This is a genomic window from Pseudomonas sp. PDM24 (assembly GCF_019218905.1).
Taxonomy (GTDB): domain Bacteria; phylum Pseudomonadota; class Gammaproteobacteria; order Pseudomonadales; family Pseudomonadaceae; genus Aquipseudomonas.
Genome location: NZ_JAHUWR010000001.1, coordinates 1,732,378 through 1,754,498 on the forward strand (window position 1 = coordinate 1,732,378; position 22,121 = coordinate 1,754,498).

The 22,121-nt window shown below is 59.0% G+C and carries 14 protein-coding genes; 8 read left to right on the forward strand and 6 right to left on the reverse strand.

Features of this window, described 5'->3' with window-relative positions:
- Nucleotides 1-23 precede the first annotated feature (23 nt).
- Both KW837_RS07760 and KW837_RS07765 read left to right on the forward strand, forming a co-directional pair.
- The gene (locus tag KW837_RS07760) at nucleotides 24-1,502 is read left to right on the forward strand and encodes an aldehyde dehydrogenase family protein (protein WP_218395108.1); all 1,479 of its coding nucleotides are present in this window, start codon (nucleotides 24-26) and stop codon (nucleotides 1,500-1,502) included.
- Between the two features lie 83 nt (nucleotides 1,503-1,585).
- Entirely contained in the window at nucleotides 1,586-2,584 is a 999-nt protein-coding gene (locus tag KW837_RS07765; protein ID WP_218395109.1) for a helix-turn-helix domain-containing protein, read from the forward strand.
- A 66-nt stretch (nucleotides 2,585-2,650) separates the two neighbouring features.
- Here KW837_RS07765 and KW837_RS07770 read toward each other — a convergent pair whose 3' ends face one another.
- The 3 genes from KW837_RS07770 to KW837_RS07780 are packed head-to-tail and all read right to left on the reverse strand — an operon-like array spanning nucleotide 2,651 to nucleotide 8,390.
- Nucleotides 2,651-4,048: an efflux transporter outer membrane subunit gene (locus KW837_RS07770; RefSeq protein ID WP_218395110.1), complete on the reverse strand. Its 1,398-nt coding sequence runs from the start codon at nucleotides 4,046-4,048 to the stop codon at nucleotides 2,651-2,653.
- Nucleotides 4,045-7,191, reverse strand: a complete 3,147-nt coding sequence (locus KW837_RS07775) for an efflux RND transporter permease subunit (protein WP_218395111.1) — start codon at nucleotides 7,189-7,191, stop codon at nucleotides 4,045-4,047. The genes KW837_RS07770 and KW837_RS07775 overlap by 4 nt, the downstream gene beginning before the upstream one ends.
- A 2-nt stretch (nucleotides 7,192-7,193) precedes the next feature.
- Nucleotides 7,194-8,390 (reverse strand): efflux RND transporter periplasmic adaptor subunit, encoded by a 1,197-nt coding sequence (locus tag KW837_RS07780; protein ID WP_218395112.1) that lies wholly within the window; start codon nucleotides 8,388-8,390, stop codon nucleotides 7,194-7,196.
- 113 nt (nucleotides 8,391-8,503) lie between these two features.
- On the opposite strand from KW837_RS07780, the gene baeS reads away from it, so the two are divergent.
- Together baeS and KW837_RS07790 are read left to right on the forward strand one after the other, a co-directional pair.
- The gene (gene baeS / locus KW837_RS07785; RefSeq protein WP_218395113.1) at nucleotides 8,504-9,922 is read left to right on the forward strand and encodes a sensor histidine kinase efflux regulator BaeS; all 1,419 of its coding nucleotides are present in this window, start codon (nucleotides 8,504-8,506) and stop codon (nucleotides 9,920-9,922) included.
- 3 nt (nucleotides 9,923-9,925) lie between these two features.
- Nucleotides 9,926-10,609 carry a response regulator gene (locus KW837_RS07790; protein ID WP_218395114.1) on the forward strand — a complete coding sequence of 228 codons (684 nt, stop codon included), beginning with the start codon at nucleotides 9,926-9,928 and terminating at the stop codon, nucleotides 10,607-10,609.
- An 18-nt stretch (nucleotides 10,610-10,627) separates the two neighbouring features.
- On the opposite strand, the gene KW837_RS07795 is transcribed toward KW837_RS07790, so the two are convergent.
- From KW837_RS07795 to KW837_RS07805, 3 genes are all read right to left on the reverse strand, one after another.
- Complete coding sequence (locus tag KW837_RS07795) at nucleotides 10,628-11,077, reverse strand: hypothetical protein (RefSeq protein ID WP_218395115.1); 450 nt, start codon at nucleotides 11,075-11,077, stop codon at nucleotides 10,628-10,630.
- Between the two features lie 107 nt (nucleotides 11,078-11,184).
- The gene (locus KW837_RS07800; RefSeq protein ID WP_218395116.1) at nucleotides 11,185-12,447 is read right to left on the reverse strand and encodes an ATP-binding protein; all 1,263 of its coding nucleotides are present in this window, start codon (nucleotides 12,445-12,447) and stop codon (nucleotides 11,185-11,187) included.
- Nucleotides 12,444-13,127 (reverse strand): response regulator transcription factor, encoded by a 684-nt coding sequence (locus tag KW837_RS07805; RefSeq protein WP_218395117.1) that lies wholly within the window; start codon nucleotides 13,125-13,127, stop codon nucleotides 12,444-12,446. The genes KW837_RS07800 and KW837_RS07805 overlap by 4 nt, the downstream gene beginning before the upstream one ends.
- 222 nt (nucleotides 13,128-13,349) lie before the next feature.
- Between KW837_RS07805 and bamA the strand changes: the two genes are divergently transcribed.
- The 4 genes from bamA (at nucleotide 13,350) to bcsB (ending at nucleotide 22,121) form a co-directional block, all read left to right on the forward strand.
- Nucleotides 13,350-15,716 carry an outer membrane protein assembly factor BamA gene (gene bamA, locus KW837_RS07810; RefSeq protein WP_218395118.1) on the forward strand — a complete coding sequence of 789 codons (2,367 nt, stop codon included), beginning with the start codon at nucleotides 13,350-13,352 and terminating at the stop codon, nucleotides 15,714-15,716.
- 746 nt (nucleotides 15,717-16,462) lie between these two features.
- A complete protein-coding gene (gene bcsQ / locus KW837_RS07815; RefSeq protein WP_218395119.1) occupies nucleotides 16,463-17,593 on the forward strand; it encodes a cellulose biosynthesis protein BcsQ in 1,131 nt (376 codons plus the stop codon).
- A complete protein-coding gene (gene bcsA / locus KW837_RS07820; protein WP_218395120.1) occupies nucleotides 17,590-19,821 on the forward strand; it encodes a UDP-forming cellulose synthase catalytic subunit in 2,232 nt (743 codons plus the stop codon). Before bcsQ ends, bcsA begins: the two co-directional genes overlap by 4 nt.
- Nucleotides 19,818-22,121: a cellulose biosynthesis cyclic di-GMP-binding regulatory protein BcsB gene (gene bcsB, locus KW837_RS07825; protein ID WP_256348553.1), complete on the forward strand. Its 2,304-nt coding sequence runs from the start codon at nucleotides 19,818-19,820 to the stop codon at nucleotides 22,119-22,121. Before bcsA ends, bcsB begins: the two co-directional genes overlap by 4 nt.

Here is a 22,121-nt window from a genome sequence, read left to right on the forward strand (position 1 = left end):
CACCTGCCTCCAAAGGTAAGACTATGACGACTCGACATTTCACCCCCTACTCCATCAACGGCGACCAATACATCGACGGCACCTGGCGTGCCGGTCGCTCCTCACGACGCCTGGATGACCGCAATCCCTTCAATGGCGAACAACTGCTGGAGATGCCGCTGGCGTCGATTGCCGATCTCGATGATGCCTATCAGGCTGCACATCGTGCGCAAACGGCATGGGCACAGCTGCATCCAACACAGCGCAGCGCCCAACTGGAAAAACTGGCTCAGGTCATCCAGAGCCGCCGCGACGAAATCATCGACTGGCTGATTCGGGAGTCCGGCAGTACACGTATCAAAGCGAGCATGGAATGGCAATTCACCCTGAGCCTTGTTCGTGAGTGCGCAACGTTGCCGATGCAGGTTGAAGGACGGATTCTGACCAGCTACAAGCCTGGCGAACAGAGCTTTGTCTTTCGTGAACCACTGGGTGTGGTCGGTGTTATCAGTCCGTGGAATTTTCCTTTGTATCTGAGCATGCGTTCGGTGGTACCGGCTCTCGCGCTCGGCAATACCATAGTGCTCAAGCCCGCCAGCGACACGGCGGTGACCGGGGGCCTGCTGATTGCCCACCTGTTCGAAGAAGCAGGCTTCCCGAATGGATCGCTCAATGTCGTGGTAGGCGCAGGTTCGGAGATTGGCGATGCCTTCGTCGAACACCCGGTACCGAGCCTGATCTCTTTCACCGGCTCAACGGATGTGGGTCGCAATGTCGGCCGTATCGCAACCGGTGGCAAACACATCAAACGCGTTGCGCTGGAGCTGGGCGGCAACGCTCCGCTGGTGGTCCTGGATGATGCGGATATTGAAATCGCGGCGCACGCCGCGGTGGTTGGGCGCTTCCTGCATCAAGGCCAGATCTGCATGAGCGTCAACCGGGTGATCGTCGACCGCTCGCTGTATGCAGACTTCACGGCGCTGGTCGTGGAGCGAGTGCGCAATCTCAAGACCGGCGACCCGGCCAACGCAGACACGGTGATTGGACCCGTGGTCAATCAGAACCAGCTCGATGGCCTGCTCCGTAAAATCGATGCCGCCGAAAACGCGGGCCTCAAACGGCTCTGTGGAGGCCCGGCATCCGGGCTGGTGCTGCCTGCCCATGTCTTCGGTGAGGTGGGGGCCGATCAGGAACTGGCGCGCGATGAAACCTTCGGGCCCTTGCTGCCGCTGCTGATCGCCGAAAACGAAGCCCATGCCCTGGAACTGGCTAACGCCAGCGAGTATGGCCTGTCCAGCGCGGTGTTCACCCGGGACATGGCCCGCGGCTTGAACTTTGCCCGTGGCATCGTGGCGGGCATGACCCATATCAACGACATCACCGTCGATGATCAGCCCAATGCGCCCTTCGGTGGTGAAAAAAACTCAGGCCTCGGACGCTTCAATGGTCACTATGCCCTGGATGAGTTCACCCGTGCCCATTGGGTCACCTGGCAGCCCGGAGGCCATAACTACCCCTTCTGATTATTTGCCAATACTGACTCGGCCAGGATTGGGCAAGCTCCTTTGCCCAATCGACAAAAAACAATAAAAAATAGAGGCGAAAAATGAATAATTTAGCCTGTGTGTCCACCGATCAAATCGTTCACTCCGACCGACTGATGAAGTGGAAAGAGTTCATGAGTGATCACCTGGGCCGCACTCCGGACTATATCAAACGCCTGGAATCTACATTCATCGACCCGTTGCATAACAACAACTTTCAGGGGCGGCTTGAATATGGAGACCTGGGTCAGCTGCGTTTCTGTCGAATGACCGCCAGTGCCCATCGATACTCACGCCATCTGAGCAAAGCGGTCGACTCGCTCGACACCCCGCGCATGTTGATACTGCAGATTGCCGGTGTCAGTCATTTCGAGCAAGGTCGACACAGCAGCGCGTTAGCGCCTGACGAGATGCTACTGGTCGACAGCGGCCAGCCTTTCAGCGTCACCAGTACTCAAGGCTGCGAACATTTCATCCTGCTTTTCCAGGGGAGGAGCGAACTGCTCACGCAAGCGGGCGATGTTCATCTTAACGGTCGCAATGGGCTGGGCCGAATGCTGATGCATCTCGTCAGTGATGCTTACAACCAATATCCCTTGCTCAACAATAACTCGGCAGGGCTGATCGGCGACAGTATCGTGGGGCTTCTGGATAACGTTCTGAAGAATAAACAGGAAGAAAAGCAACTCGAACACGACTTCCGCTTCTTCAAGCAGAACCGCCTCAAGGCCTATATCGAGCGCCACCTGGCCGACCGCGACCTGACCATCGAGCGCATCGCCAACGCAGAGCAATGCTCGGTGCGCAGCTTGCACCGAGCGTTTCAGGAGGAGCTTGGCTGCAGCATCAGCGAATACATCTGGCAGCGGCGTTTGTCGCGTTGCGCCGAAGATCTGCGCAACCGGGAACATGCCCATCGCTCACTCACCGAGATTGCCTTTGCCTGGGGCTATGGCAGCAGTGCTCACTTCAGCAGACAGTTCAAATCGGCGTTCGGCATGTCGCCTCGGCTGTTCCGTGATACCGCGAGCGACATCAGAGTGGAATCGACCGCTGCATAAGTCTGTTTGCAAATTGGGTGCAGACTGGTGAAATGGACAAAACGACTGGCCCTCGACCTTCTGCCATTAATTCCAGCCGCCGCCCAACACCTTGTACAACGTCACCCGGTTGCTCTGTTCGGTCAGGCGCAGGGTGATCAGGTCCTGCTGTGCGCTGTACAGCGAGCGTTGGGCGTCCAAGGCTTCGAGATAGCTTTGCGAACCGCCACGGTATAAGGCGTCGGACAGTTCGAAGCTTTTGCGGCTGGCGTCAGTCAACGCTTGCTGAGCCGTAATGCGGCGATCCAGCGTGCTGCGTACCGCCAGGGCATCGGCCACTTCCTTGAACGCGCTCTGCACCGTCTGCTGATAGGTCTGCACCTGTATTTCGCGTTCGACCTTGGCCGAATCCAGCGTCGCGCGGTTACTACCGGCATCGAAGATCGGCAGGCTGATGCTCGGGGCAAACGTCCAGGCGCCACTGCCGGACTTGAACAGTCCGGACAAGGCCGAGCTTGAAGACCCCGCACTGGCCGTCAGGCTGATACTCGGAAAGAACGCCGCACGGGCCGCGCCGATGTCGATATTGGCCGACTTGAGCGTGTGTTCGGCAGCCAACACATCCGGGCGTCGTTGCAACAGGCTGGACGGAAGCTCCGCCGGCACTTGAACCAGCGCCGCAGCCGATTCCAGGTTCGCGCCTGGCAACAGCTCCTCGGGAATATCGCTGCCAACCAGCAGACGCAACGCATTGCGGTCCTGGAGAATCTGGCTTTCATAGACCGCCGCGTCGCCTCGAGCCGACTCCACAGTGGTTTGCGCCTGCGCCACAGACAGACCGGAAGAACCACCCAATGCGTGGCTACGCTGAGTCAATTCGTAGGTCGCCTGCTGACTGCGCAAGGTCTCCTGGGCCAAGTGCAACCGCTCGTTGTCCGCCGCCAGGGTCAACCAGGCCGTGGCCACTTCGGCCACCAGACTGATCTGCGTGCTGCGCCGGGTTTCGGTCAGCGCGAGATAGTCTTCCAGCGCTTCGTCCTGAAGGTTCTGTACCCGCCCGAACACGTCCACTTCATAACTGCTCAGGCCCAGTTGCGCACTGTAGTCATGAGTGGTGGCCGCCGAGCCACTGCTGGACAACGAACCGGGCGTGCGACTGTGAGTGCCACTGACGCCGGCATCGATCGAAGGCAAGGCCTCGGCTCGCTGGATGCGGTACTGAGCCTGCGCCTTTTCGATGTTCAGGCTGGCCAGGCGCAGGTCGCGATTGTTGACCAGGGCCAGGGACTGCAAGCGCGCCAGACGGCTGTCAGTGAAGAACTGCTGCCACTCGATATCGGCGCCTGCCTCCCCCTTGGGCGTGCTGGCGGGCGGCAGCCATTGTTCGGAGACAGGCGCTTCAGGGCGCTCGTACTGCGGCGCCAGATTGATACAGCCACCGAGCAGCACGAGGACGGCCAGCAGTGGCCAGCGAAACTTGATCATGTGTCACCTGTCTGGGCGGATTGGACGGAGGTCGAAGCCGTGGAAACGCGGCCAAAGCGACGGCGAATCTGCACGAAGAACAACGGTACGAAGAAGATCCCCAGCACCGTGGCGGTGAACATCCCGCCCAGCACGCCAGTGCCGATGGCTTGGCGCCCGGCGGAACCGGCGCCGGAACTCAAGGCCAGAGGCAGCACGCCGAACATGAACGCCAGGGACGTCATGAGAATGGGCCGCAGGCGTTGCCGCACGGCGATCAGCGTCGCCTCCCGCAAGCTGTTGCCCTGCTCTTGCAGATGCTTGGCGAATTCGACGATCAGAATCGCGTTCTTGGCCGCCAACCCCACGGTGGTCAACAGCCCGACCTGGAAGTACACGTCGTTGCTCAAACCACTGAAACGGGTGGCCAGCACCGCACCAACCACACCCAACGGGACCACCAGCATCACCGAGAATGGCACCGACCAACTCTCGTAAAGCGCGGCCAGGCAGAGGAACACGAACAGCACTGATATCCCGTAAAGCAAGGGTGCTTGCGAACCGGAAAGGCGCAGCTGATAGGACTGCCCGGTCCACTCATAACCGATGCCTTCCGGCAATTGCTTGATAATCGCTTCCACAGCATCCATGGCGACCCCGGAACTGCCCCCCGGCGCAGGATCGCCGACCACCTCCAGCGAAGCGTTGCCGTTGTAGCGTTCCAGCAACGGTGAGCCATAGCTCCACGAACTGCTGGCGAACGAGGAAAAGGGCACCATCTCATTGTTGCTGTTGCGCACGAACCAATGCTCCAGGTCGACTGCCTGCATCCGCGACGAAGCCTCGCCCTGAACGTAGACCTTCTTCACACGGCCCTGGTTGAGGAAGTCATTGACGTAAGTGCCGCCCAACGCCGTGGATAAAGTGGTATTGATGTCGCTGGTGCTCAGGTTCAAGGCCCCGGCCTTGCGATCGTCGATGCTGACCTTGAGCTGCGGTGAGTCATCCAGGCCATTGCTGCGTACCCCCAGCAGGCGAGGGTCTTTGCTGGCCAGGTCGATAAACTTCTCCCGCGCCGCCACCAGCGCATCATGCCCCAGGCCACCAAGATCCTTGAGTTGCACATCAAAACCCGAACTCTGCCCCAGGCCCCGCACAGCCGGGGGTTGCATCACGAACACATTGGCATCACCAATGCTCGACAGTGTTATGGTCGCCCGCTGGGCGATGGACGCCGAATCCTGCCCTGCCCCCGACCGCTCGCTCCAGTCCTTGAGCCGGATAAAGGCGCGGGCGGCGTTCTGGCTGTTACCGTTCATGCCCAAGCCAGAGATGCTGATCAGCGCCTCGACTTCCGGTTGTTCGAGGATGTAGCTTTCGAATTGCTTCACCACGGCTTGAGTACGGCTGTCCGTGGCTCCCACCGGCAACTGCACCTGAGCCATGAGAATGCCCTGGTCTTCATCCGGCAGGAACGAAGTCGGCAAGCTGAAATAACCGGCCGCCATCGCCAGCACCACCAACCCATACACCAGCAGACTTGCACGTCCACGCTGAAAAATTGCCCCCACCCATCCTTTATAGGCCTCTGCGCCGCGTTCGAAGGTGCGGTTGAACCAGCCGAAGAACCCGCGTTGAGCACCATGGCCCTGGGCATCGGACGGCTTGAGCAGGGTCGCGCATAACGCCGGCGTCAGCGTCATGGCCACCAGCACCGAGAGCACCATGGCCGAAACGATGGTCACCGAAAACTGCCGGTAGATGATCCCCGTAGAGCCGCCAAAAAACGCCATCGGAATGAACACGGCGCTGAGGACCAGGGCAATGCCGACCAGGGCGCTGGTGATTTCATCCATCGACTGGCGCGTGGCGGCCAGGGCCGACAGCCCCTGTTCGCCCATCACCCGTTCGACGTTCTCCACCACCACAATCGCGTCGTCCACCAACAGGCCGATAGCCAGGACCATGGCGAACATGGTCAGGGTGTTGATCGAATAGCCGAACAGCGCCAGTACGCCGAACGTGCCGAGCAGAACCACTGGCACGGTGATCGCCGGGATCAGCGTGGCCCGCAGGTTTTGCAAGAAGAGGAACATGATCAGCACCACCAGGACGATGGCTTCGCCCAAGGACTTGACCACCTCCTCGATGGACAGGCTGACAAAGGGCGTGGTGTCGTAGGCAATCACATTTTTCAGCTGCATTTCCGTCGGATAGAACGGCTCCAACGCCTTGAGTTTGGCCTTCACCGCTTCGCCGACTTCAAGCGCATTGGCGCCAGCGGCCAACTGCACGCCCATGGCGGCGGCGGGCTTGCCGTTGAGGGCTGAACTGATGTCGTAGCTTTCACTGCCCAGCTCGACTCGCGCCACATCCCCCAGCAGCACCACGGCTCCATCGCTAGTGGACTTGACCACGACATTGCGAAACTCTTCGGCGGTTTGCAGTTTGCTGCGGGCACTGATGGTGGCATTCAGTTGCTGCCCGGCCACCGCTGGCAATGCACCGAGCTGGCCGGCGGAGACTTCGGTGTTCTGCGCCTCCAGGGCGCTGCTGATGTCCGAGGGCATCAACGCGTACTTTTCCAGCAGGGCCGGGTCCAGCCAGATGCGCATGGCGTAGCCCGAACCGAGAGTCTGCACATCGCCGACGCCATCAATACGGCTGATCTGGTCCAGCAAGGTGCTGGAAATGTAATCGCCGATCTGGGTGCCGGTCACGCTTTCGTTGTCAGAAGCCAGGGCGGCAATCATCAGGAAGTCCGACCCGCCCTTGGTCACGGTCAGGCCTTCGCTCTGTACCGACTGCGGCAGTCTCGACTCAGCCTGTTGCAGCTTGTTCTGCACCTGCATCTGCGCCACATCCGGGTTCGTGCCCGCGGTGAACGTCAGGTTGATACTGGCACTGCCCGCCGAGCTGCTGGAGGCCGACATGTAGGTCAGGTTATCCAGGCCTTTCATCTGCTGTTCGATGACCTGGGTCACCGAGTCTTCCACGGTCTTGGCCGAGGCGCCGGTGTAGGTGGCGGAAATACGAACCGTCGGCGGCGCGATGTCCGGGTACTGTTCCAGGGGCAACTGACTGATCGACAAGGCCCCGGCAAGCATGATGACGATGGCGATGACCCAGGCAAAAATCGGCCGATCGATAAAGAAACGCGCCATGCTCAACCCTCCTGCGCAATGGCAACAGGCGCCGATTTCAACGTGCGGCTGCGAGTACCGGGGTTCTGTGCCACCACTGATTCACCGACTCGGACTTTCTGCCCGCCCTCGACAATCACCTGGTCACCCGCCTTCAGACCAGCCGTGACCCACCACTGATTGCCCACGGCGCGGTCGATGGTCAGCACGCGCTGTTCGACCTTGCCATTGACCACCACCAGCACCGAGGTCACGCCACTGGCACTGCGGTTCACCGCCTGTTGTGGAATCAATATCGCCTGGTCGTCCCGAGCCTGTTCCAGCACCGCCCGCACATACATACCCGGCAGCAATAGCCGGTCAGGATTGGCGATTTCTGCCCGTAAGGTCACCGTGCCAGTGCCCTCATTGACACTGACCCCACTGAACTTCAAGCGACCTTCATGGGCGTAGGTGCTGCCGTCGTCGAGCTTGAGGCTGATCCGCGCCTCGCCCTCGCCGTTGCTTTGCAGCGCGCCGCTGGCCAAGTCATGCTTGAGGCGCAACAACTCGGTGGTCGATTGGGTGACATCAACGTAGATCGGGTCCAACTGCTGCACCGTGGTCAGTGCGCTGTCCTGATTGGCCACCACCAGCGCGCCAGGGGTGACCGTCGAGGTTTCGATGCGTCCGCTGACGGGCGAGCTAATGCGGGTATAGGCCAGGTTGATGCGCGCGGTATCCACCCCGGCCTGCGCCACTTGCAGCTCAGCCTCGGCGGTCAGCAGACTGGCCTGGGCATCCTCGTTGTCCTGCTGGCTGATGGCATCGATCTTTGCCAACTGTGCGTCACGCCTGGCAGTGGCCTGGGCCGACTTCAACGTGGCGCGAGCCTTGGCCAGGGTCGCCTGTGCTTCAGCCAACGCGGCCTTGTAAGAGGACGCGTCCAGTTGATACAGCGCCTGCCCGGCCTTGACCTCGGCACCTTCGACAAACAACCGCTGCTGAACGATACCGCCAACCTGCGGCCGAATCTCGGCGACCATGAACGCTTGAGTGCGCCCGGCCAGTTCCGTGGTCAACGCCTGGCTTTTGGGCTGCACGGTGATCACTGAAACCTTGGGCGGTTCGATAACCGGCGCGGATTCGCCGGGGGAGCATCCGCTCAACACGAGCAGGACGATCAAGGAAAGTAGAATGGCGGCGGTCACCAAGGATTTGGCGAAAAGTTTGGTCGACATAAATGCCTCTGCAAGACGGGATGGCTGAAGCCAGGCGCCATACTGCGAGGCAAATGTGCAGGAAAATTGAAGATTGCCCCGCGAGCTTGAATCTTCGTCGCGCCGGGGCCTAAATGGGCGGGCCATTCACCGACCTGCCCGAGCCCATGAAACTGAGTATCTCCACCAAGCTGTTTGTTGCGGTACTGGCCAGCGTGCTGTTTGTCATCCTGAGCATGGGGGTGGCCAACGGCTGGAGCTTCGGCAAGGGCTTTCTTGATTACCTCAACGAACAGGCCTTGCTGCGCATGACCCCGGTACTGCCGCGCCTGGCCGGCGCCTATGAGCACGAAGGCAGCTGGGAATTCCTGCGCAACCAGCCGGATCGCTGGTTCGAACTCATGCGGCCGGAGCCGGGCGTAGATTTCACCGACCCGCACCGACCGAACCCGCCCACTTCCGACCTGACTGGCGCGGTATTTCGCATTGCCCTGCTGGACCAGCAAAAGCAACTCGTCATCGGCTACTCGGCGATTGCCGACGACGCCCTGATGCGCCCTATCGAGGTTGCCGGTAAAACCGTCGGCTGGCTGGCGGTAACGCCGTTTCAGAACGTGACCGAAGCCGGTGGCGAACGATTTCGCCTGTACCTGTTGCGCACCAGCCTGGGCATGGGCGTAATCTCGTTGCTGCTAGCAATGCTGATCGCCTGGTGGATTGCCCGCACCCTGCTTGACCCGGTCAAGCGAGTGGCCGCTGCCACGCACCGACTGGCCGCAGGGGAATACAGCAACCGGGTGGCAGTGTCTTCCAATGACGAAGTCGGTCAGCTGGCTCGCGACTTCAATCAGCTTGCGTATACGCTGGAGCGCAACGAAAAAATGCGCAGGGAGTTCATGGCCGATGTTTCCCATGAGCTGCGGACCCCACTGTCGGTGTTGCGTGGTGAACTGGAAGCCATTGAGGACGGTGTGCGCACCCTCGATCAATCCTCGATGAAATCGCTGCAAGGCGAAGTCGGCATGCTCAGCAAACTGGTGGATGACCTGTACGAACTGTCTCTGGCCGATGTGGGCGCACTGACTTACCGCAAGAGCGAATGTGATATCAACGAGTTGCTGGACAGTTGCGTGGCGATGTTCCAGGAACGTTGCAATGCCCGGCATTTACGCCTGGAGCTGGAGCTACCGACCTCGCCGCTGCGGTTGGAGGCCGACCCCAAGCGCTTGCAGCAACTGTTCGGCAATCTGCTGGAAAACGCCGTCCGTTATACCGATGAGGGTGGTGTGCTGCGCATTCGCGCAGCCAGCGATGGCGACGTCGTACGCATCGATTTCCTTGATTCCGGCCCCGGAGTCGACGCGGATCAGTTGCCGCGGCTGTTTGAACGTTTTTACCGCGGCGAAGCCTCACGCAATCGCGCCAGTGGTGGCGCCGGTCTGGGGCTCGCTATTTGTCACAGCATCGCCCAGGCCCATGGCGGCAACCTCAGTGCCGATCACTCTCCTTTGGGTGGCCTTTGGCTGACCCTGCGCCTGCCACGGAACGCCTGAACAATGGTCAACGACAACCCGATTCTCATCGTCGAAGACGAACCCAAACTGGCCGCGTTGATGCGCGACTATTTGATCGCCGCAGGCTATGCGACCCAGTGCCTGGACAACGGGCTGGAGGTGGTACCGGCGGTACGTGCCCGCGAGCCGCGGCTGATCCTGCTCGACCTGATGCTGCCTGGACGTGACGGTCTGCAAGTATGCAAGGAACTGCGCAACTTCAGTGCCGTGCCTATCATTATGATCACCGCCCGCGTCGAGGAAGTGGATCGCCTGCTCGGGCTGGACCTGGGCGCCGACGACTACATCTGCAAACCCTTCAGTCCTCGCGAAGTGGTCGCCAGGGTCAAAGCCATCCTGCGACGCAGCCCGCATCTTTTGACCTCAGCAGCACCGCGTCTACAGATTGACGAAGCACAGTACCAAGCCTCCCTCGACGGTGTGGCACTGGACCTGACGCCTCTGGAACTGCGCTTGCTCAATACCCTCGCCCGCTCTCCTGGACGAGTGTTTTCTCGGGATCAGTTGCTCGACAGGATCTACTCCGATCACCGGGTGGTCACCGACCGCACGATCGACAGCCATATCCGTAATCTGCGACGCAAGCTCGAACAGGCCTGCCCGGGAGAGCATCCGATCGAGTCGTTGTATGGGGTAGGTTATCGGTTTCAGCTCACCGACGCCTGAGCGTCGTCGAGATTGCCATTATTGATCCGCCGCATAGATGATGGTTTGCGCACTGTCGGATGTAGCAAGGCGGTGAGTGAAGTAGGTGTCGCCTTCATCTGTCTGGATCTCGTAGTCGACCTTGCTGGCGACACGGCCCGATGCACCGCAATGCTTGATGATTTTCAGCACCCGCTGAAACTTCACGCCCTGAGTACCATTCTGGGCAGGGCCAGTGAGTACATTGACCGTTTGAAACCAGCCTTCATTCTTCTTGTTCGACACGAGGGTGCCGGTCAGTGCCTCAAAGCGCTCCAGACGGGTAAACCCCCAGAGTGTCTGTTCTTCGACCGCTTTGCCTTGGGCGGTGGAACCAGTGAATACAAACAGATTAATGGCCGGATTGTCTTCGCAAAAGAAGTCATAGGGCACAAGTCCGTCGACCATTTTCTTACCGGGAACGAAACCTTTTTTATGAACCAGAAACATGACCACCTCCACTCTAAAACATCAGCAAACGCTGAGTAAGTTTGAGCGGGAAGTCTACTGAGGCGGAGCGTACAGAGCCGTCAAGCCAATGTAATATCGTGTAAAGATCACGCCCTATGGGGCAAGCTGATTTCCACGGTTAACCCACTGGACGACTCATTGCGCGCCATGATCGTGCCGCCGTGTATTTCTACAGCCCTTGAAGCGATCGCCAGGCCCAGCCCGAAACCGGCACTGGCCTCGTTCAGGCCGCGCTCGAACGGGTGGAAAATGTCCTGCAATCGCTCGCTTTCAACACCCGGCCCCCGATCGGTAATCTGCACCGTCAGGTAGTCTGCGTCGAGATTGATCTGAGCCACTACAACAACAGCCGTGTTCGGCTTGGTATAGCGCACCGCGTTTCGAATGACGTTCTCGAAACACCGATACAGCAGTTCGCCGCTGACACGACTGACAAAGGCCGGACACGCTTGCAGGCTTACCCGGCAACCTTTCATTTGCGCCTCGAATTGAGCGTCCTCGACGATCACCGACAGCATCTCGACGATATCAATTGGCTCGCGCTCGATACTCTCGGGCCGACCCTGCATACGCGCCAGGGTCAACAACGCCTCGATCAGCGTATCCATACGCACCGATTCGCGCTCGATGCGCTCCACCATTTCCAGGCGTGCAGGATCTTGCTGCAGCAGCCCGATAGCCGCTTGCATGCGTGTCAACGGTGAACGCAGTTCGTGAGAGATGTCGTGCAACAGATGTTGCTGAGCCTCCACCAGCAGTTTCAGCTGATTGGCCATTCGGTCGCAGTCCTCGGCCAGATCGACGATTTCATCGCGACGCCCACCCATCATCGGCTTGACCCGTGTTTCGAAGCGCCCCTGGGCCACGTCGCTCATTGCCCGCCGAAGATAGGCCAACGGCCATGCCAGGTAGTACGCCAGATACCCGCTGAACAGCGCACTCATCACCGTGCCGATGATCAACGGAGTCCAGTGACTAGGCCCTCTGTCACCTTTTTTACCAGGGGAATGTGTAGACCTGAGCGACAGCGCAACACCCTCCTTGCTGATGATTGACTGCTCATAGGCTGGTTGCGGAACCGGCGCCCCCGCCAGCAGTTGGCCGGCACTGTTATACACGCCAATGGCCTGGTCATCGGGATGCCCCCACACTGTCAGTAGCTGACGACCCGACTCGACACCAAACTGTCGCAGCAGCTGTTCTTCGCTGGCCAGGATCGTTTCCAGATGAGGATCTCCGGGTCTGGAACTGCCCAGCACCAGAAGGCCTAACCCGACCAAAAACGTCAGGCTAGTGGCCAGCCAAAACGCCAGGAACAGCTTCCAGAACAGCCGGCTGGGCTTCATCATTCGGCGATCAACAGGTAACCGAGGCCACGCACGCTCTGAATCCAGGCTTTGGTGTCGGGCCGCGGCCCCAGCTTCTGGCGAATGCTGCTGATATGCACGTCGATACGCCGGTCGTAGCGAGTCAAGGGACACCCCAAGGCATTGAGCGACAGATCCTGCTTGCTCACCACCTGCCCGGCACAACGGGCCAGCTCTTCGAGCAAGCTGAACTCGGTACTGGTCACCCCCAGCTCGCGCCCCTGCCAGAGGGCCTGGCGCTTGCCGGGCCACAAGACCAGAGGGCCAGTCCTGATCACTTCGGTGGTTGGCTGATCCACCGGCTGTACCCTGCGCATGATTGCCCGTAAACGTGCCACCAGTTCCCCCGGAGAACTGGGCTTGGGCACATAATCATCGGCGCCCAGTTCCAGGCCGGTGATCTTGTCTATGTTGTCGCCTCGGGCAGTGAGCAACACTACCGGCACCTGGCTTGCAGCCCGAATGCGCCTGAGCACCTCGATACCCGACAGCCGCGGCAGCATCACGTCCAGCACCACGATGCTGTAGCGGCCAGACAGCGCTTGGACCTCACCCTCCTCGCCCGTGTGCACTGCTGTCACCTCAAAGCCTTCACGCTCCAGGTATTGGATGAGCATTCCAGTCAGTTCCTGGTCATCGTCGACTAGCAATACGGAGATCATGGGGAGCTCTTGAGTGTGTGTCCGTGCATTATCGCCCTTGCACTGAACACCGTCATCGTCCCAGGCCAACCTTTACCTAACTTGACACTTGGTTAACCGCACCAAACGCACCGAGCTTTTATGCTTCACCTCCACCAGCCTGCTCGCTCCGCGGACTCATCTTGCTGTGAGATATCCGCGCCCGCCTACGCTGCTTGTCGATGTGTTCTGGATAAGATCTTGATGAATTTTTCGCGCCTGCTCTGCTCGGCTGCACTGCTACTCAACGCCACACTTGTGCATGCTCAAGGCTTCAAAATTTCCGATATTCGCATCAACGGCCTTCAGCGGGTTTCCGCAGGGAGTGTGTTCGGTGCTTTGCCGCTGAACGTCGGTGATGACGCGGATGAGCGCCGCTTGGTGGAGTCCACCCGTGCGCTGTTCAAAACCGGTTTCTTTCAGGATATCCAACTGGGGCACGAGGGCAATGTCCTGATCATCACGGTGGTCGAGCGCCCCTCGGTCGCCAGTATCGAGATCGAAGGCAACAAGGCGATCTCCACTGAAGACCTGATGAAGGGCCTCAAGCAATCCGGTCTGGCCGAAGGCGAGATCTTCCAGCGCGCCACCCTCGAAGGTGTGCGTAACGAGCTGCAGCGTCAATACGTCGCTCAGGGCCGCTATTCGGCGTCAGTTGATGCCGAGGTGATCGCGCAACCGCGTAACCGTGTGGGCCTGAAAATCAAGATAGACGAAGGCACCGTTGCGGCCATCCAGCACATCAACGTGGTGGGTAATACCGTCTTCACCGAAGAGCAATTGACCGATCAATTCACCCTCAAGACCAGCAACTGGCTGTCGTTCTTCAAGAACGATGACAAGTACGCCCGTGAAAAACTCTCCGGTGACCTGGAGCGTCTGCGTTCCTACTATCTGGATCGCGGCTATATCAATATGGATATCGCTTCGACCCAGGTGTCCATCACCCCGGACAAGAAACACGTCTATATCACCGTCAACATCAACGAAGGCGAGAAGTACACCGTTCGTGACGTCAAGCTCAGCGGCGACCTGAAAGTGCCTGAAGACCAGGTCAAGTCCCTGTTGCTGGTTCAGAAAGGCCAGGTGTTCTCGCGCAAGCTGATGACCACCACGTCCGAACTGATCACCCGTCGCCTGGGTAACGAGGGGTATACCTTCGCCAACGTCAACGGCATGCCGACCCCGCACAATGACGACCACACCGTCGACATCACGTTCGCTGTCGATCCGGGCAAGCGTGCCTACGTGAACCGCATCAACTTCCGGGGCAACACCAAGACCGACGACAAAGTACTGCGCCGTGAGATGCGTCAGATGGAAGGTGGCTGGGCTTCGACTTACCTGATCGATCAATCCAAGACACGTCTGGAGCGTCTGGGCTTCTTCAAGGAAGTCAACGTCGAAACCCCAGCGGTAGCGGGTTTGGATGACCAGGTAGACGTTAACTACAGCGTTGAAGAGCAGGCGTCCGGCTCAATCACCGCCAGCGTCGGTTTCTCCCAGAGCTCCGGTCTTATCCTCGGTGGTTCAATCACCCAAAACAACTTTCTCGGCACCGGCAACTATGCCAGCCTGGGCCTGACTCGCTCGTCTTACCAAAGCAAGTACAACATCGGCTTCACCGACCCCTACTTCACGCCGGACGGCGTGAGCCTAGGCTACAACCTGTTCTACAACGCCACTGACTACAACGAATATTACGATGAAGATTATTCGTACTATTCCATCAATAGCTATGGCGCCGGAACAACCGTCGGCTACCCGATCAATGAAACCTCACGGCTGAGCTTCGGCGTGACAGTGCAACATGACAGCATCGAACCAGGCACCTACAGCGCCGATGAGATCTATGACTTCATCGAACGTGAGGGCAAAGAATTCAACAACCTCAAGGCTAACCTCGGTTGGTCGGAGTCGACCCTGAACCGCAGCGTACTGGCCACCCGCGGCCATTCGCAAAACCTGAACCTGATGATGACAGTGCCCGGCAGCGACCTGAATTTCTACAAGCTTGACTACACCGGGCAAGCCTTCCTCTCGGTCACCGACGCCACCTCGCTGCGGTTCCATACCAAGCTCGGCTACGGCAACAGCTACGGCTCGACAGACGGCCTGCCGTTCTATGAAAACTACACCGCCGGAGGCGAAGGTTCGGTGCGCGGCTTCGAAAGCGGCACCCTCGGCCCACGCAACACTCCGGCCACTGGCACCTATGCCAGCGCCGGGCAGGCGTATTATTCGGACCGGGACACCGAATCGCTGGGCGGCAACATCCTCATCACCGGCGGCGTTGAATACCTGTTTCCGATGCCCTTCATCAAAGACAACAAATCCGTGCGCACTTCGGTGTTCTGGGACGTTGGCAGCGTCTACTCCAACAAATGCCACCTTAGTACCACCCAGGGGTGCGACGGGGTCGACCTCGACCAGATGGCCAGTTCGGTAGGGGTTGGGGTTACTTGGTATAGCCCGTTGGGGCCATTGAGCGCTAACGTGGCATTCCCGGTGCGCACACCCGAAAATGCTGATACACAGGTGTTTCAGTTTTCCTTGGGACAGACGTTTTGAGCTGAGCAATGCAGGCGTGGGTGGATGCATCTCAACGCATGCAGTTGAGGTATGGCTGTCGGGGTTCCATTTTGCGTAGGTGCGACGCTGGTCCTCCACTTCAAATGTGAAGTCACCATTTATTTGAACGAAAAATTGGAGCGTGGGGTGTGCCTCCACCAGCACCTCCAACAAGGCCGTTTACGCCTCGAAGCGCAGCTTAAGCTCTCGCGCTGCGTGCACTTGATCCAGTAACACATGGGGCACTTGATAAGGCGTGCTGATTTTCAGCTGTAGCCAGACGGAAAGTTTCTTTGCAACATTACGCCGTCTGACATCCGCGACTTCCGTCGCCTTATCCGAAATAAATACTTTTTTTGAACCGTCACTATTCCTTCAAACACATCAGTCAACTTACTTAATATATAACCCAGCATCAATCATCGAAGGCGATCAACACTCACACCCATCGCCTCGTAAATTATTTATTCCGATAAACACACCCATTACCCACCACCACATTACACCCCACCGAACCGTCATTATTAGACGCACTCTAACACTCCACACTTCCCACGAATAACATAACATCTTAATAACACTCAAATTAACATTAACAGGCCTCGCTGACTTTTTATAACAATCATTGACACCCAGACGCCGGCATCCTAGATTAATGGCACTCTGCCAACGTCAAGACGACACATCAACTTTGTCAAGTTAATGGAATGCTGAGTTTCTGAGTTATTTCATTCCTGGTACAACGCATGAAATATGTTGACGACATTACGAAACTCTTTACACGTTTTGGCGCCAATGCGCAGAGTTACCAGGAAATACAACCCAACTATAAAGATTTCAAAGACGACCCGATTACACCTGTACTGGCTGAGCCAGAACCGTCGGTAGCCTTGCCTCCCCCAACATCAACGCCAACGCCCCCTGTGTTTTTACTGGACGAGCCACAGCCTTCTTTATTGATTGGCGCGCCCAAATCCCCTCCCCTGACCGAGCCACCTGCGAGTTCTGGTACGGGTGACCGTCAGCGATTGAGCGACCTGTTGCGTGAACTCAACCAGGTTCGTCGAGACGGTCTGCCAGAAACGACTCGCAAGCGGACCAAGGCGAAGGTCATTGCTATCGTTTCGGCGAACGGTGGGGTGGGTAAAAGCACCGTCGCCGCAGGCCTGGCAAAAACACTTCGGCGCCCTGGCGGGCGCACCATCGCGATTGATCTGGACCCTCAGAACGCGCTGTCCAGCCACTTGGGTATCACCAGGCAGGTTCCCGGGCTGATCCAGCTCAAAGAGCAAGGCGCAAACTGGGGCGCTCATCGCCTGCCGGGCTTTCGCGATAGTGAGTGCCTGCCCTTCGGCACTGGCGAGATGAACGATCGCCGCTTGCTCAGGCAATTGATGCTTGAAGATTCTGACTGGTTGAATCAGCACCTTGCGTCAATGAATCTCAGCGAAAACGATACCGTGATCCTGGACACGCCTTCGGGTGCGACCGTCTATTCGCAACAGGCACTCGACGCTGCCGACCTGGTGCTGGTGATGACGGTCGCCGACGCGGCTTCCTACCTGGCACTGGACACCATGACCCAGTGGCTGGAAACCACCCGACGACGCGCGCAGCGGCACCGGTATGTGCTCAACCAACGGGATGACTCGCGCTCGTTCAGCAGGGACATGGGCGTGCTGTTTGTGCGGCGGCTCGGCGCAGACCTGATCGGGACGATTCGTCTCGATCACCAGTTCAACGAGTCGCTGGCTTATGGTCGGGACCTCTTCCAGTACGCACCTGAGAGCATTGGCTGTCAGGACATTCTGTCGCTGTCAGGCGCGGTCCGTGCCCTGCTTTTCGCGGATGCTACCAACCAGCAGGGCACGCCATGACCGCACAGCTGAATCAGCTACCCGCAAAGACGTGGTGGTTGCAGGGGCTACTGGATACTTTCCAGGATCGCGTCAGTCGATGGCCCGTGCGTTGGCGCCAAGGCCTGAAGATCTCAGCCGGGCTGATCGCGGCATTGTTGGTGCTGGGCATCCTCACTGCGCCACTGAATCTGTATTCCCAGGCTGCGTTTGCCGCCGTCTGTTTTGCCGCCAGCCTGGTCATCCGCAAGCAAGCCGGGCGTCTGGCGATCCTGACCCTGATCACCCTCTCGCTGATCGCTTCGTTGCGTTACATGTACTGGCGCCTGTCCGACACCCTGAACTTCGACAACTGGCAGGATGCCGTATTTGGCTACGGGCTGGTGCTGGCCGAACTGTATGCCTTGCTCGTCCTGGTCTTCGGTTATGTACAGACCGCCTGGCCGTTGCACCGCAAACCGCAGTTTCTGCAACAGCCGCCCGCAGAATGGCCGACGGTAGACGTTTTCATTCCTACCTATAACGAATCATTGGGTATCGTCAAACTGGTGGTGCTCGCAGCTCAAGCCATTGACTGGCCCGAGGGCAAACTGCGGGTGCACATGCTCGATGACGGACGCCGGGAGGAATTCAAGGTTTTCTGTGAGCAGATTGGTGTCAACTACATCACCCGCGACAACAATCAACATGCCAAGGCCGGCAACCTCAATGAGGCACTCAAAGTCACCGATGGCGAGTTCATTGCCATATTCGACGCCGACCACGTGCCCACCCGCTCCTTCCTGCAGATCACCATGGGCTGGTTTTTAAAGGACCCGAACCTGGCGTTGCTGCAAACGCCGCACTTTTTCTATTCACCCGATCCGTTCGAAAAAAACCTCGATACCTTTCGCTCGGTACCCAATGAAGGTGAGCTGTTCTACGGCCTGGTGCAGGACGGCAACGACCTGTGGAACGCGGCCTTCTTCTGTGGCTCCTGCGCGGTCATCCGGCGGACTCATTTGCTGGAAGTTGGCGGCATCGCCACCGAAACCGTGACCGAGGATGCGCACACGGCACTCAAGCTCAATCGCCGTGGTTTCAATACCGCTTACCTTGCCGTTCCACAGGCGGCGGGACTGGCCACCGAAAGCCTTTCCCGACACATCAGCCAACGCATACGCTGGGCGCGGGGCATGGCGCAGATTTTTCGGACCGACAATCCGTTGTTTGGCAAAGGACTGAACCTGGGGCAGCGCATCTGCTACCTCAACGCCATGATGCACTTTTTCTACAGCCTGCCCCGCCTGGTGTTCTTGACCGCCCCCTTGGCCTACCTGCTTTTCGACGCGCAGATTTTCCATGCCTCGGCATTGATGGTCACGGTCTATGTACTGCCGCATATTTTCCATTCCAGCCTGACAAACTCCAGCATCCAGGGGCGCTTCCGCCATTCCTTCTGGAACGAAGTGTATGAGTCGGTATTGGCCTGGTACATCATGCGACCAGTGCTGTTGGCCCTGATCAGCCCTTCGCTGGGCAAATTCAACGTGACCGACAAGGGCGGCACCCTCGAAAAGGACTATTTCAACTGGAAGCTCGCGCGGCCTTACATCGTCCTGCTGACCTTGAACATGATCGGTCTGGCGATCGGCGTGGTGAAACTGATCGGAAGTGATTCGGCCGAGGCCACTACCCTGCTGATCAACCTGGCCTGGACCGTGTACAACATCGTCATCGTCAGCACCGCCGTGGCGGTAGCCACTGAATCCTCTCAGGTACGCAACGAACCCAGAGTGCCCGCGGATCTGCCCGTGCGCATCTATCGCGAAGACGGCACCTGGTTCGATTGCGTAACCCGGGACTTCTCACAAAACGGCGTGGGTCTGGTACTGCCACCGCAGGTTCTGCTCAGCGTCAATGAGAAGCTGCGGCTCTGCATTCTGCGCACACCGCCCTCAAGCCTCTTTCCCGCAAAAACAGTCTTCAGCAACGACAACGTGGCGGGCGTGCAATTCGAGGCTTTGACTCTGCGCCAGCAAAGCGAGCTGGTGCGACTGACCTTTTCACGGGCCGATACCTGGGCCAACACGTGGGGTAATGGCCGCCTCGACGCGCCAATGTCGGCGTTGCGCGAGGTCAGCAGCATTGGCTTGCGCGCCATCCTGCGCTTGTTCGTAGCAACCTTAAAGGACAGCCAGGCGCTGCTGCGCAAACGCCCGGACACTCCATCACCTATCGACTCCACCGCGGACACGCAACGATCTTGAAGCCTTCCACTCGCCGGACCTTTCTTCCTCGTCGCTCACTCATGCTGATCACCTGCTCGCTAGTGGGCTGGAGCGGCTGGGCATTGAGTGCTGCCGCCCAAATCAACGCCACAGAGCCGGCGATGATGCCGGTTACAGCGTTGCCCGGGACCGATGCCCCGGGCAACAGCTATACCCGCACCCTCAAGGAGCTGGGCAAAAGCTATTCGATGACCCTTAAAGGCGTGGAGGCCACCGACAGTGTGAACTTCGATGTGCGCGCCGATGAAGTCGTCACGGCGGCGCAGGTCACGCTGCAGTACAGCTACTCACCGGCGCTGCTGGCTGACCTTTCGCAGATCAATGTGCTGGTCAACGATCAAGTGGCCGCCAGCCTGCCCCTGCCGAAGGAAGAGGCCGGTAAATTGCAGACCCGGACCGTGCAGATTCCGCCGCAGACCATCACCGAATTCAACCGGCTCAGCCTGCAGTTCATCGGTCACTACACGATGCAATGTGAAGACCCTTTGCACTCCAGCCTATGGGCCCGGATCGGCAACGAGAGCCAGCTGAGCCTCCAGGTGTCCTCGATTAAACAGCCCAACGACCTGTCCGCCCTGCCGCTACCCTTGTTCGATCGTCGAGACGCCTCGCCCCTGAAGCTGCCCTTCGTGTTCGCCACGCGCCCCGGCGGCCCTGAGCTTGAGGCCGCCGGTATCCTGTCGTCCTGGTTCGGCGCCCTGGCCAGCTACCGCGGCGCAACCTTCCCCGCCAGCCTCACCAGCCTGCCGGCCAAAGGCAACGCCGTGGTGTTTGTCAGCGGCAGCGAATCAACGACCATGAGTGGCTTACCGATCAAAGAGGCCACGGGGCCGACATTGACACTCGTGAGCAACCCGAATGATGCTCAGGGCAAACTGTTGATCGTCTCCGGGCGCGATGGCGCCGATCTCAAGGTCGCCGCGACAGCGCTGGCCCTCGGTGGCTCGGCCTTTTCCGGGCAGAGCGTAGTGATCGACCGGATCGACTCGCTCAAGCCACGCCGACCGTACGACGCGCCTAACTGGCTGCCCTCCGATCGCCCGGTTCGCCTGGGTGAACTGGCCAAGCCCGCAGAGCTCAATGTGTCGGGTTATAACCCGGGACAAATGACGGTTGCGCTGCGCTTGCCACCCGACCTGTTCAACTGGCGTGAGCCCGGTGCGCAACTTGACCTGAAATACCGCTATACGCCGCAACCGGTCTCCACCAATTCCTCGTTGCTGGTCAACTTCAACGACACCTTCATCAAGTCGATCGATCTGCCCTCGATCGAGAAACTCGGCAACAGCGACAGCCTGCTGGCGATGCTCAAAACCGATGACAGTCTGGCCCGTACGTCGCGCATGCTGTTGCCACTCAATTCCGTAGCGCTGCAATCACGCCTGCAATTTCGCTTCATGTATGACTACATCAAACAGGGCGAATGCCGCGACATCATCATCGACAACATGCGCGGTGTGATCGACCCGGACTCGACCCTGGACCTCAGCCAATACGAACATTTCATGGCTATGCCCAACCTTGGGGTGTTCAAGGACAGTGGCTTCCCATTCACTCGCATGGCCGACCTCTCTGAAACATCGGTGATCCTGCCCAACGAGCCAGGCCCGGCCGATCTGAGCGCCTATCTGACCCTGCTGGGCCGCTTCGGCGACTCCACCGGTTATCCGGCCACCGGCGTGAAGGTGGTCCACGCCGACCAGGTGGCCGAGCAAAGCGACCGGGATTTGCTGGTGCTCGCCTCGGGCAACAATCAGCCACTGCTTGAGCAATGGCAAAGCCTGCTGCCGGCCAAGGGCGAAGACGCTGCGCAGTACTTTGAACTGTCTGACCTGCCCTTGCGTGTGCGCAACTGGATCAGCCCGGATACGAAAACCAATCTGCGTGAAGCGCGCAGCAGCTTCAGGTTTACCGCTGACGACGGCAGTGCTTATCTGACTGGATTCGAATCGCCGCTCAAGAGTGGCCGCAGTGTGGTGTTTATCGCCAGCGCAAGGCCCAACGGCTTGGCTGACGTAACCAACGCCCTGCTCAGCAGCGAAGAAAACGCCCGCGAGTTGCAAGGCAGTCTGGTGGTGGTCAGGGGCAAGCATGTCGAGTCGCTGGTCGCCGAGCAGGATTACTACGTCGGGAGCCTGGGCCCATTGCGCTATCTGCAGTGGTACCTCTCGCAAAACGTAATGGCGCTCATGCTGTTCACCCTCCTGGGGATCCTGCTGCTTGCTTCGATGGCCTACCTGGCCCTGCGCTTACGGGCCAAACGTCGTCTTGGTCAATGA